This window comes from Paenibacillus sp. RU5M (assembly GCF_900221055.1).
GTDB classification, from domain to species: Bacteria; Bacillota; Bacilli; order Paenibacillales; family Paenibacillaceae; genus Paenibacillus; species Paenibacillus marchantiae.
This window is the reverse complement of sequence record NZ_OBQM01000002.1, coordinates 752,806-764,809: the sequence shown is the minus strand read 5'-3', so window position 1 is coordinate 764,809 and position 12,004 is coordinate 752,806. Positions and strand designations below refer to the sequence as shown.

Annotated in this window: 20 protein-coding genes; all 20 read left to right on the top strand. The window is 45.9% G+C overall.

The genetic code is table 11. The features are described 5' to 3' along the window. Positions 1-26: 26 nt before the first annotated feature. The 20 genes from CRO25_RS09330 (at position 27) to CRO25_RS09235 (ending at position 12,001) form a co-directional block, all read left to right on the top strand. Positions 27-392, top strand: a complete 366-nt coding sequence (locus CRO25_RS09330) for a hypothetical protein (RefSeq protein ID WP_179132118.1) — start codon at positions 27-29, stop codon at positions 390-392. 408 nt (positions 393-800) lie between these two features. Beyond that, positions 801-1,343, top strand: a complete 543-nt coding sequence (locus CRO25_RS09325; protein ID WP_079694739.1) for a site-specific integrase — start codon at positions 801-803, stop codon at positions 1,341-1,343. 142 nt (positions 1,344-1,485) lie between these two features. After that, positions 1,486-1,881, top strand: a complete 396-nt coding sequence (locus CRO25_RS09320) for a hypothetical protein (RefSeq protein WP_079694738.1) — start codon at positions 1,486-1,488, stop codon at positions 1,879-1,881. A 126-nt stretch (positions 1,882-2,007) separates the two neighbouring features. Further along, positions 2,008-2,349, top strand: coding sequence for a hypothetical protein (locus CRO25_RS09315; protein ID WP_079694737.1), 342 nt, complete (start codon positions 2,008-2,010; stop codon positions 2,347-2,349). Further along, on the top strand, positions 2,318-2,710 hold the full coding sequence (locus CRO25_RS09310) for an HNH endonuclease (protein ID WP_257018544.1): 393 nt from the start codon (positions 2,318-2,320) through the stop codon (positions 2,708-2,710). The genes CRO25_RS09315 and CRO25_RS09310 overlap by 32 nt, the downstream gene beginning before the upstream one ends. Before the next feature lie 7 nt (positions 2,711-2,717). Beyond that, on the top strand, positions 2,718-3,017 hold the full coding sequence (locus CRO25_RS09305; protein ID WP_143813182.1) for a hypothetical protein: 300 nt from the start codon (positions 2,718-2,720) through the stop codon (positions 3,015-3,017). Positions 3,018-3,277: 260 nt separating this feature from the next. Beyond that, entirely contained in the window at positions 3,278-3,811 is a 534-nt protein-coding gene (locus tag CRO25_RS09300; protein ID WP_079694735.1) for a phage terminase small subunit P27 family, read from the top strand. Continuing rightward, positions 3,811-5,538: a terminase large subunit gene (locus CRO25_RS09295; RefSeq protein ID WP_079694734.1), complete on the top strand. Its 1,728-nt coding sequence runs from the start codon at positions 3,811-3,813 to the stop codon at positions 5,536-5,538. Before CRO25_RS09300 ends, CRO25_RS09295 begins: the two co-directional genes overlap by 1 nt. Before the next feature lie 2 nt (positions 5,539-5,540). Then, the gene (locus tag CRO25_RS09290; protein WP_079694733.1) at positions 5,541-5,729 is read left to right on the top strand and encodes a hypothetical protein; all 189 of its coding nucleotides are present in this window, start codon (positions 5,541-5,543) and stop codon (positions 5,727-5,729) included. A 9-nt stretch (positions 5,730-5,738) separates the two neighbouring features. Then, on the top strand, positions 5,739-7,001 hold the full coding sequence (locus CRO25_RS09285) for a phage portal protein (RefSeq protein ID WP_079694732.1): 1,263 nt from the start codon (positions 5,739-5,741) through the stop codon (positions 6,999-7,001). Next, a complete protein-coding gene (locus tag CRO25_RS09280) occupies positions 6,964-7,602 on the top strand; it encodes an HK97 family phage prohead protease (protein WP_306291802.1) in 639 nt (212 codons plus the stop codon). The genes CRO25_RS09285 and CRO25_RS09280 overlap by 38 nt, the downstream gene beginning before the upstream one ends. Positions 7,603-7,644: 42 nt before the next feature. Next, positions 7,645-8,862 carry a phage major capsid protein gene (locus CRO25_RS09275; RefSeq protein ID WP_256863609.1) on the top strand — a complete coding sequence of 406 codons (1,218 nt, stop codon included), beginning with the start codon at positions 7,645-7,647 and terminating at the stop codon, positions 8,860-8,862. Positions 8,863-8,873: 11 nt separating this feature from the next. Then, complete coding sequence (locus CRO25_RS09270) at positions 8,874-9,173, top strand: hypothetical protein (protein ID WP_079694731.1); 300 nt, start codon at positions 8,874-8,876, stop codon at positions 9,171-9,173. 2 nt (positions 9,174-9,175) lie between these two features. Continuing rightward, on the top strand, positions 9,176-9,739 hold the full coding sequence (locus CRO25_RS09265; RefSeq protein ID WP_079694730.1) for a hypothetical protein: 564 nt from the start codon (positions 9,176-9,178) through the stop codon (positions 9,737-9,739). After that, positions 9,739-10,050 (top strand): hypothetical protein, encoded by a 312-nt coding sequence (locus CRO25_RS09260; RefSeq protein ID WP_079694729.1) that lies wholly within the window; start codon positions 9,739-9,741, stop codon positions 10,048-10,050. Before CRO25_RS09265 ends, CRO25_RS09260 begins: the two co-directional genes overlap by 1 nt. After that, entirely contained in the window at positions 10,047-10,451 is a 405-nt protein-coding gene (locus tag CRO25_RS09255; RefSeq protein WP_079694728.1) for an HK97 gp10 family phage protein, read from the top strand. The genes CRO25_RS09260 and CRO25_RS09255 overlap by 4 nt, the downstream gene beginning before the upstream one ends. Further along, entirely contained in the window at positions 10,451-10,825 is a 375-nt protein-coding gene (locus tag CRO25_RS09250) for a minor capsid protein (RefSeq protein ID WP_079694727.1), read from the top strand. Before CRO25_RS09255 ends, CRO25_RS09250 begins: the two co-directional genes overlap by 1 nt. Next, positions 10,825-11,010, top strand: coding sequence for a hypothetical protein (locus tag CRO25_RS09245; protein ID WP_079694726.1), 186 nt, complete (start codon positions 10,825-10,827; stop codon positions 11,008-11,010). Before CRO25_RS09250 ends, CRO25_RS09245 begins: the two co-directional genes overlap by 1 nt. Next, on the top strand, positions 11,010-11,543 hold the full coding sequence (locus tag CRO25_RS09240; protein ID WP_079694725.1) for a hypothetical protein: 534 nt from the start codon (positions 11,010-11,012) through the stop codon (positions 11,541-11,543). Before CRO25_RS09245 ends, CRO25_RS09240 begins: the two co-directional genes overlap by 1 nt. A 56-nt stretch (positions 11,544-11,599) precedes the next feature. After that, positions 11,600-12,001, top strand: a complete 402-nt coding sequence (locus CRO25_RS09235) for a hypothetical protein (RefSeq protein WP_079694724.1) — start codon at positions 11,600-11,602, stop codon at positions 11,999-12,001. The last annotated feature ends 3 nt before the right edge of the window (positions 12,002-12,004 follow it).

The window sequence follows — 12,004 nt, the reverse complement described above, 5'->3', positions numbered from 1 at the left end:
GAAAGGGGCCATATATGGGGGCTGCGGTGTACCAAATGGAATTTTATGAGAGTGTAACAGAGACGGATAAGTTGATTGTTAGGTCCATGCTGCGTAGGTATCCGAAAATGAAGCTCACAGTGGATTTGTTGAGTGGTAAGGAAAGAAACGAGCGTCAGCAGGCTTTATATATAGATTGGAAGACGAAAGTGGAAGAAATCGAACTGGCTGTAAATTTGATCATGGATAAAGAAGTGAAAGAACTCATTGAATATCGTTTCATTAAAGGGCATCCGCGAAAAGCGGCTGTAGTGAAGTTCCGTCTTATTACCGACAGATCAGTTGACAGATGGATTGACGAAGGAATTGAGTCCATAGCAAGCACACTGAAACTCATGGGACCTATCACATGAAAAACGTGTCTGTATCCTGTCTGCATTACGTCTGTTAACTGTCTGTACCACGTCTGTTCCATGTCCGCTTTGCGTCTGTATTTCAGTTATACACTAGGGCACATAGAGAGGAATTAATCTCTCCGGTGTGCCTGGTGTACCGTTATTCCACCCGGACTCGATCATGCTAGGTGACCCAGTCAAGCTTCATAACTGGCGAAGGGCGGTGTGATGCGGGGAAGGTGGGTAAGATCACCCCAAGCCGCTCCATCCGGGCGGTTATATAAATACGGATTATTTTATGGCCTTTCAGGAAACGGTGGGTTCGAGTCCCAGCAAGGCCGGATAAAATTTTCTTGATAGTCTTTGGAGTCATTCGGAGGGTTACCGGATGGCTCTTTTCTTTTTTTAACAGGGAGGTGATGGCTGGTGAACATCGTTCAGCCGATCCGTGACCCGGCCATGATCGAAGAGATAAAGGAATTCTTTGCTGCTGAGAGTGAACGAAACCGAATGATGTTCGTCTTCGGAATCAATACAGGTTACCGGATTCAGGACATGCTGAAGTTTCGGAAGCGTGACGTTATGGGTGACCACATCGTCATGACCGAGATGAAGACAGGGAAGAAGAGGTGGCTTCAAATTAACCCGGTATTGAAACGGGAGCTAAAGAAGTATACCGCCAACCTGGACGATGATGATTACCTGTTCCCATCTCGCCAAGGAAAGAACAAACCGATCAAGCGGGACATGGCATACAAGATCATGAACAAAGCAGCCAAGGAGTTCAAGCTGAAGGATATCGGAACCCACACCATGAGAAAGACATTCGGGTACCACATGTATCAGAAGACCAAGGATATTACATTGGTTCGTAAGATGCTTAACCACGCGTCAGAGGCCATCACATTCCGTTATATCGGCATGGACCAAGACATGATGGATGCAGCCATGAACCGATTCGGACTATGAGTTATTCATAAATATCGAATGTATAACTCAAATCTTGGATGTGGACTAAACCCTTGATAAACCTAAGAAATCTAACGGTGTTCCAGTTATGCAAAATATATAGATATGAATAACTCATTGAGGAAGATAAGGAGGAATTGGAGTGAGCATAAGCTACAGCTATAAGTGTGATAGATGTGGGTGCAGGCTTTGGGACAGGCAACAAGCGATGAATGAAAAATGCAGAAGATGTGGTGGTAAGTACTTCCCGCTAAAGTCTAGCTGTTCCATTGCGATCCTGGCAGCAGAATTCACCCATAGAGAGATTAGAGCTGACCAAGGATTTATCCGTCAAGAGGTTAGCAGTTGTAGGGTGACTGCCGAAATTGGATTCGGAACAGGTAGAATGACCTCAAAGTTTGAGTTCGATGCAAATGAAATCATTCTCGTTGAGGGCGTGCCTGACTTAGCCGCTACCGTGCGTGACTTTATTGTTGGTCTGATGCATTTAATTGGGTCGGATGAAACAAGAGATGAATCATGGTCAACAAAGGAATAAGGAAGATACCAGCCGTACCGATCGTATCCAAGCTACAGCCTGAGCAATGCAGAGGTTGCGTGTGGGGAGAATGGGCGGGATCGGTGCAGATGTGTAAGAGGCCACTATGTCAGAAGGAGGTCGCAAATGACAAAGCAAAAGCTAACGACTCACTATTGCATAGACAAGAAGTGCGGGTTTGAGGAAACGAGCCATAAGATAAGGGACGGATGGAAATGTCCTAAATGCAATAGCCATATGGGTACCCGCATTCCTGATTCAGTTTTAACGAAACAGATTGCTGCCGCTTATAGAATCCCACCCGATCTTTTGAAACAGGAAGTCAAGCTGCCCGATGGATTGAATCCGAGTATTGTCATTATGGATGAGCTTTGTGAGATGGGTTTGAAAACTGCACAAACATCAGGACAGATTGCTGGAGCAATGAAAGAACTTCATGATAGTTGTGTCAAAGCCGATGCCGATTAAACTCAAGCGGCCATGCAATCATCCAGGTTGCCCTGAGCTATCGAGCGAGGCGTACTGTCCAACTCATAAGCGAGAGCGAGCAAGAGAGGTAGACCGGAGACGCGGCACATCAACACAGCGTGGATACAACGGCCAATGGCGCAAAGCCAGAGAAGGATACCTGCGTAAGCATCCTATCTGTGTAGAGTGCGAGGCAGAAGGTCAAGGAACAACAGCGACTGTGGTCGATCACATCATCCCACACAAAGGCGACGATACGCTATTCTGGGATTCAAACAACTGGCAAGCGCTATGTAAGAGATGCCATGACATTAAGACCGTGACCATGGATGGTGGATTTGGCAATGATGTGAGATCATAAGATCGAGGTGAGAGGAATGGATCTGAAGCAGTACATGATTGAATTGGAAGATGAGTACGCGAAGCAGCAGAAGCAACTTAACTATGATGAATGGATGCTTTTCTCTGTAAAGATCAATCGTCCGTTGAGAGAATACATGGACGAGATCAAGAACGACAAGAGCAAAAAGAAGGAGTATCTGGCCGCTACTTACGCATTCCAACTGTGGAATGAATTCACGACAAAGTTGCGTGGAGATCCTTTGACAGACCGTTTTGTAACACGAGTCGCAGAATTGAGATTCCAAATCAAAAAGATGATCTTCTGAAAGCCATCAATGTATGGCTTTTTTTGTTGCCCATGCACACGTCACCAGACGGACAGAAACGGCCTTCTAAGCCTCTTAATAAAAATGAAGGTGAATGACCGGACGAATCCCCAAAGTGGCAGGGGGGTATCAGAAATTTCGTAGGACGGGGTGAAAAACCGGCTGGGGCGTCTCGCGTAAAAAAAATTCCCTAAATGAAATTTCGGAATTAGGGTTGTCGCTGGATCTAGCTTCCAGAAAACGAGAAGGGAGGGGGTGTCATGGCGAGGCCGCGTCAACCGATTGACCTATTGCTATACAAGGGACAGAAAAATCTGACCAAGCAAGAAATTGAGGAACGGAAGGCCGCCGAGATAAAAGCACCATCCGATAAAATACGAGCTCCATCATATTTGCCAAAAGATTTGCGCCGGGATTTTAAAAAGATTTCGGACGAGCTAATAGCGATCGGGATCATGTCCAACTTGGATGTGGATGCCCTATGCCGTTATCTAATTTCTCGTAAGCTCTATCTTCAGGTGACAAATGAATTGCTGAATCGAAGTCCAATTGTCCAATATGAACAATCCGAAAACGACAGTGTAGACGGGGAATTGATACCAGGTACAAAAACGGTAGAGATATTCAGTAGTGTGTACGCAGACCTTACGCTTAACCAGGACAAGTTTTTTAAGCAGTGCCGTCAAGCTGCAAGTGACTTGGGATTGACCATTTCTTCCAGGTGTAAATTGGTCGTGCCGAAGCAAGAAGAGAAGGAACCTTCCGATGTTGAAAAAAGGTTTAGTGGCGTGTAGTGATCAAACAATATTTGATTGACTATTCTCGAGATGTCATTGACGGGCATGTCGTAGCGTGTCAAAAACACATATGGGCATGCATGAGGTTCTTGAAGGATATTGGGCGGGAGAACACACCGGACTTCCCTTTCGTTTTCGATGAAGACAAGGCCATGCGATTTTTTGAGTGGATGAACCTATTCCGCCATACGAAGGGTCCGCTACAAGGGCAACGGATTGTACCGCATGAAATTCAGTATTTCATATTCGGCAATATTTACGGTTGGGTTCATGTCGATACGGGTTTCCGTCGATTCCGGTATGCGTACTGGCAAGTCGGGCGGAAAAATGCGAAGTCCCAAAGCCTCGCTTGTGTAGCTTCATACGAAGCTGCCGCAATGGGTGAAGGTATGGCAGAAGTTTACTGTGCGGCTACCAAGAAAGAACAGGCGAAGATTGTTTGGAATGAAACAAAAGTTATGCTGGAACAGTGTCCTGAACTGAAAGGGAAGTTCAAGACCTCTTATGGCGTTATAAGACACATCAAAAGCGACTCTATTGTCCAGGCGTTGAGTAAAGAGGATGGCAAAAAGGGCGATGGTTTCAACCCACAGTGTGGAATTGTGGATGAGTGGCATGCCCATGAAACAACTGAAATTTACGACGTCATAGATTCGGGTATGATTTCACGCTCACAGCCACTCATGATGATTATCACAACGGCTGGAAAGAACCTGAACAGCCCGTGCTATCGCATTGATTATGATATGGTTTCGCGTCTGCTTGATCCGAATGATGATAGTACAGAGAACGACGAGTACTTCGCGATGGTTAACGAGCTGGACAAAGATGAGGATGGAAAATTAATTGATGATGTTACGGATGAATCAGTTTGGGAAAAACCAAATCCTATAGCTGCTTCACACGAAGTAGGGCGTGACAGCATTCGCAAACGATTGAAAAATGCGCTTAATGCTCCAGAAAAAATGGACGACTTCTTAACAAAGAACATGAACGTCTGGGTAAGTGGGGGTGAGAAGAAATATATGCGTATGGAAGCTTGGAATAACTGTGGGACAGATACACCACCTGATGTGCGCGGCGTTGAAGCTTTTGTAGGTGTCGACATGTCAATGAAAACCGACTTGTCCTCAGCGGTGTTCGAATTTGTATTACCTGATGGGCGATACTTCCTCAGACATCGATCATTTATACCCGCCGATACATTGGAGCAAAAGAAAAAAACGGATAAGGTGCCATATGATTTATGGGTTGAAAAGGGTTGGCTTGAGGTAATACCTGGTCCTGTAGTTGATCAGACGTATATTGAGAATTGGATCGTGGAAAAGTCGGAGGAATGGGGATGTATCGTTAAGGAAATTTGCTATGACCCATATCAAGCTACGCAATTCGCAATTAAAATGTCCGAAAGAGGATATGAGATCGTGGAGATCCGTCAAGGGATTCAAACTCTGTCTGAGCCAATTAAAGGATTCCGTGAGTTAGTTTTGCAGAAGAAGATTGTTCATGAGCATGATCACTTATTGACTTGGGCAATGGGCAACGCAGTTTTAAAGGTTGATCAGAAAGAAAATGTTCTTCTGGATAAAACGAAATCAACAAATAGGATCGATCCAGTTGCGGCGACAATTGACGCACATGTGAGGGCTGTTTTCGGGGAGCCGAAAATGGACGTGTCTGAGTTCGCCACTAACGAACTATTAAGCCAGCTTTGGGGTGATTGAAATTGAATAGGCTTTTGAAGTTCCTGCGCGACTATGCGGAGGATTATTTGCTGTTTCTGGGCGTTCTGATTATTAATTTGGCAACTTATCGAATCAATGTTACGGCAGGATTGTATTGCACTGGATTAAGCAGCATCATTCTAGCTGTCTTGGTTATGCGTGTATCAAGGTTGCCGCCAAAGGGGAGGTGACAAAGATAAATGTTTCTTAAACGTGCGTTTGAGCAACGTAGTACAGAAAACGTAACCCAGCAAGATAGAAGGCTACTTGAATGGTTAGGAATTGATTCAGCAAGAGGTAACGTCCGAGGCAGAGGAGCTTTGAAAGTAGAAACGGTGTATACCTGCATAAAAATATTGTCTGAAACCGTGGCAAAGCTGCCCTTAAAGATTTACCAGTCAGACGATGATGACATTACCAAAGGGACGAATCATTATTTATACCCGCTTTTGAAATTGCAGCCCAACCCGTTAATGTCTGCTATAGACTTTTTCAAGGCATTGGAATCAAACCGAGCCATGGGAAATGCATACGCCAACATCGAATTTGACAAGAGGTCCGGACGGGCGGTTGCTTTGTGGCCGATTGATTCGGATAGCGTAACTGTTATTGTCGATGATATCAACCTTTTGAATACAAGAACAAAGCTTTGGTATCAGGTCAATGTAGGCGGGAAGTTGGTCAAGATACCTGAGCATGAGATGCTTCACGTTAAAGGCAGTGTGACTTTGAATGGACTTGTTGGCGTCCCAACATTGGACTACTTGCATAGTGCCGTAGAAAATGCGGCTTCTGCGGGGAGCTTTATTAATAACTTCTACAAAAACGGATTACAGACAAAGGGATTGATCCAGTACACAGGCAAGATGGAAGAGGCGGAAAAGAAAATTTTCCGTGAACAATTCGAAAAGATGTCATCTGGATTAAAGAATAGTCATCGAATTTCAATGATGCCGTTCGGATATCAGTTCACACCAATCAGTATTAGCATGACAGATGCTCAATTTCTTGAAAACACTGAACTGACCATCCGTCAGCTGGCCGCAGCCTTCGGTATAAAGATGCATCAACTAAATGATCTTGATCGAGCTACACATAGCAACAATGAGCAACAACAACAACAGTTTTACACGGACACCATGTTGCCGATTTTGACAAGCTACGAGCAAGAGTTTACACGGAAACTGTTCTTGAGTCGTGAACTACAGGATGGATATTTCGTCAGGTTCAATGCCGACGCAATCTTGCGTGCTGATTTTAAAACACGGATGGACGCTTTGGATAAGGCGGTCAAAGGCGGGATTTATACACCGAATGAAGGTAGAGCTTACGAAAATAAGGCTCCTTTGCCTGGTGGAGATAGGTTGTACGTCAACGGCAATGTAATTCCGCTTGAGGAAGCAGGAAATCAGTACAAGAAAGGGGGTGGAGGAACTGGAAAAGGAGAAAAAACCGAAAAATGAAAGAGAAAAACGAGCGTTACCAATTACCTATGAAATTCGTCAAACTGGTGATGATAAAGAGACGCGTACAATTAACGGGTCGATAAAGTATAATTCGGAATCCCATATCATGCAGGATTGGTATGGGGACGAATTCGTTGAGATTATCGCGCCAGGAGCTTTTGCGGAATACATGCGAGATCACAACACGATATCTCTTTGGTGCCATCGCACTGACCAGATTTTAGGCAATACCAAGTCGGGCACACTTCGTATTTTTGATGGACCAACTGAACTGAGGTTCGAATTGGATTTGCCTAATAGTTCGTGGGGGAACGATGCGCATGAGAGTATTGACCGCGGTGACGTAGACGGTGTTTCCTTTGGATTCAACGTCCAGACGAACGGTGACCGTTGGTCTAAGATAGAGCGCGATGGAAAGAAGCTCTACCAAAGAACAATTTTAAATGCTACTTTGCCCGAAATTTCAATGACACCATTCGCCGCTTATCCAGAGAATGAGGTTTCCGTGAGGTCTCTGGAGGAATTTAAAACTACTGAACTTCGTAGTTCAGTCGAATACCAAAAAGAAAAATTATTGCTGGAGCTTGATCTATACTGATCGGCTCTTTTTGCTTTCCAAAAAAATGATGAGGTGATTGAATTGACGAAAGAACTTCGCGCTTTGCTTGACCGAATGGATAAATTGAAAACGGAAACTCGTTCCCTTGTGAACGCCGATAAAATGGATGAGGCACATGAAAAATCCCAAGAGATTCGGGAACTGCAGAAGGAAATTGATGTGCAACGTGCGTTGGAGGAAGAAGAACTTGACGAAAAACGCGAGGGTAATCCTTTGAACAACGACGACAAACCGGAAAAACGGGACATTACAGGAACAGTAGAATACCGAGACGCTTGGTTCAAAGTCCTTACTGGGCGCGAAGATGAATTGGAAGATGAACAGCGTTCAATGATGAGAAAGGTTATTATTGAAAACCGTTCGCTTTCTTCTGGTAGCGATAAAGACGGTGGGTATACCGTTCCGGAAGATATTTCACGTGAGATTCTTAAAGCCTTGATGGAATTAAACACAATTCGCAACTTGGTCCGCGTAGTTCCAAAAACGGCTCCAAGCGGAAAATACACTGTCAGAACAGGCGTTGCAGGAAAGCTCTACAATACAGCCGAAAAAGAGCAAATTAAAGAGCTGAAGAACATGGAATTTGAACAGATCAGCTACAACGTTAAGAAGTTTGCCGGATTCATGCCTGCGCCAAATGAGTTGCTTGATGATTCGTTTATTAATTTCAAACAAGAGATTATCGATTGGCTTTCCGAATCGTCTCTGGTTACCGAAAATGAGGAAATCCTTTATGGGACCGGGGGAGAAAATGGCGTTGAAGGTATCATTTCAAGCAAAAAGTTTAATGCTCTGACAGCTCCGGCTACAGGGATTGATATCAAGTTTTTACGTAAGATCAAAAACAGTGTCATCGCAGGTTACCGCCGTAATGGTGTTTGGGTCATGAACACACAGGCGTTTGAAGAAATCGCCAACATCAAAGACGGTAATGGCCGGGATATTCTCGCACCTGATCCACGTGAAGAAGATCGTTTCAATTTGTTCGGTCGCCCGGTACTTGTGTATGACGAAATCAAAACAGAAGAGGACCAAACAACACATATTTTGTTCGGCGACTTCAAACGAGGTTATTTCATGTTTGACCGCAAAAAATTCGAAATCAAGTCAACTGATGTCGGCGGAGACGCGTTCCTAACAGACCAAATGTACTTCCGTGGAATCGAAAGATTTGACGGTAAAGTTGTGGACAAGACGGCAGCAGTAGTAGTATCCGGCGTTAAAGTAGGCGCTGAATAAGGAGGTTCCACATGAGAACAACCAAAAATTATAAAACAAACGGCGGAGATACTTGGAACATACGCGGTGACCTGAATATTCTTGAGGGGGGGCGCTTGCTCCAAAATGGCGAACCGATTGGAGCAGGCGGGCAGGGCCCAAAAGGGGATAAAGGCGACAAGGGCGACACAGGCGCAGCAGGCCCGGCCGCTTCTGCGGGAACGGCGGCACAGTTACAAGCTGGAACAGACACCGTTCAGCGCACTTTCACGGCTAAGGACATTCATGCCGAGATTGCGCGTCAAATTGCTGCTGCTTCCTCTGGTGGTTAATTATGCTGGCTACTGTTGGTAGGCTGAAAAAGATGCTATACATTCCAGACGCAGATAACAGCCAGGACGACGAATTAACATTTGCCCTGGCGGCTGCGTCTGATGCCATCGAAGGGCACTGTAACCGGAAATTCAAGAAAAACACATATACAGAGCGCCGCAGCGGCACGGATTCCAAATATCTGTCCCTGCGGAATTTCCCGATCCATGAAATCACAGAAATAACAGGTCCACATGGCCCGGTGGTGGGTTACATGGAATTGGATGACGGGATATTGTTCCGCCAGGAGGGTTGGCCTAGAGGTGAATATAAGCTTCTGGCCTCCTACGTTGGCGGCTACGAGCTTCCAAGTGATGATCCAGACTCTAACCCATCCACACTACCAAACACGCTGGAAATGGCCTGTCTGATGCTCGCCAAGATGATGCATACAGGGCAATGGGGCAAATTGTCAGAACGGATTGACGGTGAATACACGGCAACGTTTGATAAGGCGGAGCGGGAGGCAGACCTACCTCCAGCTATTCAGGCGCTGTGTGACCGTCATGTCTGGAGGTTGGGATGATGTACCGGGATGTTGTCAAAATCATGCGTCAGGCGGACGATAGCGACCCGTGGGCAGGCAATTCGGTAGGAGATCAACCGGAAGTGTTCCGGGCGCGGGTTACATTCGCCACACAACGTGTTATAGGCGAGAACGGGCAGGAGGTAACCAGTTCTGTCCATATTCGTATGCCCGGAATAGTCCCGGTGGGGTACGGTGATGAAGTGACCTTCACGGAGCCGAGTGGCACGGAGAAGACAAAGAAAATCATATCCTACAAGGTGCCACGCAACCTGGAAGGACAGATCATGATGACGGTGGTGCATCTATGAGTATGGAAATTAGCGCAGGGGCTTTCCTGAAGCAGTTGGATTTATTAAGTGAACGTGCTGTTGCGGCTGCTGAACGTGGCGTGAACAAGGCGGCTGAGGAATTGGGAGAAGAAGCGGACAAATTGGCGCCAAAGAAAAAGGGGAAGCTGCGGCAATCGCGGCGGGTTGAGGTAGAAACTAAAACCGGATTAAGGATTACGGCTACCGTGTCCTACTCAGCCGTACGTCCCATGAAATCTGGTTATCCGTTCAACTATGCCCTGTTCCTTCATGAAGTCGCTGATTTTGATCCAACTACACCAGGAACCGGCCCGAAATTCTTGGAACGTCCGTTAAAGGCAAAATCCAGGCGTTTCATAAAGACCATTGCTGATGAAGTGAAAAAGGAGTTGCATTTGTAATGCTCAAGCCTAAGCAGCTCGCGGACATGCTGCAAGCGGAGAAGCCTTTCAGGTATTACGCCAATGAATTTCCAACTGGTGCGCCAGATGCTGCCGCATGGGTTCGGCTGACTGGTGGATATCCTCCGTCCGATTGGTCGCCACGCAGACAGCCATCCATGCAGATACTTGTGCGCGGACCGGAAAAAGAGGCGGTGCGAATTGAACAACACGCCTATGAACTGTACGACCACATGCATCAACGCCGGGAGTTTTACGCAGGCGATAGCTTAATACGAGAATGCACAGCCGATCAATCGAATCCGCTCTTTGTGGGCAGGGACGAAAATGGTCGGCTTTTATATTCTCTAAATTTTACATTGGTGGTGATGTGATGAAGAAAGTTGAACTGACGAAACGAGACATCCAGGTCAATATGGGCACGAAAGAAAGCCCGGATTATAAAGGTGCTGGCGATGTTGTCGAACTGACAAACGAATCGGCTGCAAAGATGATTGATGCAGGGTATGGCAAGGAATTCAAAGAAACGAAATCTAACGTGAAAGAAGGTCAATCCTAATGGCACAAGTAAATGCGGAGAAAATCAAATTGGGACCGTGCAAGGTTGTATTCGGAACCGGGGTAGATGCAATCGAATTCGGAACAACAAAAGGTGGAGTTGTCCTAACTCTTGAGGAAACATCCCGAGAAGTGACGATGGATCAGACGGGAACGACACCGCAGAAAGAAATCAGAACAGGAAGCAATGTAAGTATTGCAGTCCCTTTTGGTGAATATGACTTGGAGAAATTACAAGCAATTCTCCCGGGTTCCCGATTGATTGTAGATGGAACAGACCCAACAAAGAAAAAGGTTGTAGTCAATGCAACTAAGGTCATTGACTTGCTGAAATATGCGAAGCCAGTGACCCTGATCCCTTTAGCGGAAGGAACAACGCCAGACGATTACATTACTTTGCCTATGGCAGCGCCACGCGCAAATCTGAACTACACATACGATTATGACAACGAGTTGATTACCAATGTAACATTCAAAGGATTTCCAAATGCAGATGGCGACCTAATTGAATTTGGTGATCCAGACGTAGCCTAATACCACATAAGACGAGGCGGGGCCATTGGCTCCGCTTTTGTCATTAAGGAGGACCCATGTTCCCATTTAAAAAATCAAGCCAGTCTGTTGATCATGTGCAGTTTGGCGAAAAGCGAGTTGATATACCGCGCCTGAGTGTAGGCAAATGGATGTCTTTGATGGAGAAAATTGAGATCCTACCACAGACCGTGGCGAATATCATTGCTGCAAGAGACACGGAAATGTTTTGGCCTAGTGCCGTGGTGGGCGTATTAATGGCATCTGAAGAGGTGGTCACACTCGTTTCTGTCTTGGCAGACGTGTCTGAAGATGAAGTAAAAGAAGCGGATCTGATCCAGTTGCACGACTTCCTGAAATCAACCATCGAACGCAACAACCTGGACGAAGCTGCAAAAAAGTACCGCGCCGCAATCCAGTCCGTGCTGGGAAGGCTGCAAGCCGCGAAGAATCCGAACTAACGT

Excerpts from the sequence above, each read along its gene's own strand:
- CRO25_RS09315 (WP_079694737.1), top strand. The coding sequence starts at position 2,008 with ATGACAAAGCAAAAGCTAACGACTCACTATTGCATAGACAAGAAGTGC.
- CRO25_RS09310 (WP_257018544.1), top strand. The coding sequence starts at position 2,318 with ATGATAGTTGTGTCAAAGCCGATGCCGATTAAACTCAAGCGGCCATGC.
- CRO25_RS09300 (WP_079694735.1), top strand. The coding sequence starts at position 3,278 with ATGGCGAGGCCGCGTCAACCGATTGACCTATTGCTATACAAGGGACAG.
- CRO25_RS09285 (WP_079694732.1), top strand. The coding sequence starts at position 5,739 with ATGTTTCTTAAACGTGCGTTTGAGCAACGTAGTACAGAAAACGTAACC.
- CRO25_RS09270 (WP_079694731.1), top strand. The coding sequence starts at position 8,874 with ATGAGAACAACCAAAAATTATAAAACAAACGGCGGAGATACTTGGAAC.
- CRO25_RS09265 (WP_079694730.1), top strand. The coding sequence starts at position 9,176 with ATGCTGGCTACTGTTGGTAGGCTGAAAAAGATGCTATACATTCCAGAC.
- CRO25_RS09260 (WP_079694729.1), top strand. The coding sequence starts at position 9,739 with ATGTACCGGGATGTTGTCAAAATCATGCGTCAGGCGGACGATAGCGAC.
- CRO25_RS09255 (WP_079694728.1), top strand. The coding sequence starts at position 10,047 with ATGAGTATGGAAATTAGCGCAGGGGCTTTCCTGAAGCAGTTGGATTTA.
- CRO25_RS09250 (WP_079694727.1), top strand. The coding sequence starts at position 10,451 with ATGCTCAAGCCTAAGCAGCTCGCGGACATGCTGCAAGCGGAGAAGCCT.
- CRO25_RS09245 (WP_079694726.1), top strand. The coding sequence starts at position 10,825 with ATGAAGAAAGTTGAACTGACGAAACGAGACATCCAGGTCAATATGGGC.
- CRO25_RS09240 (WP_079694725.1), top strand. The coding sequence starts at position 11,010 with ATGGCACAAGTAAATGCGGAGAAAATCAAATTGGGACCGTGCAAGGTT.
- CRO25_RS09235 (WP_079694724.1), top strand. The coding sequence starts at position 11,600 with ATGTTCCCATTTAAAAAATCAAGCCAGTCTGTTGATCATGTGCAGTTT.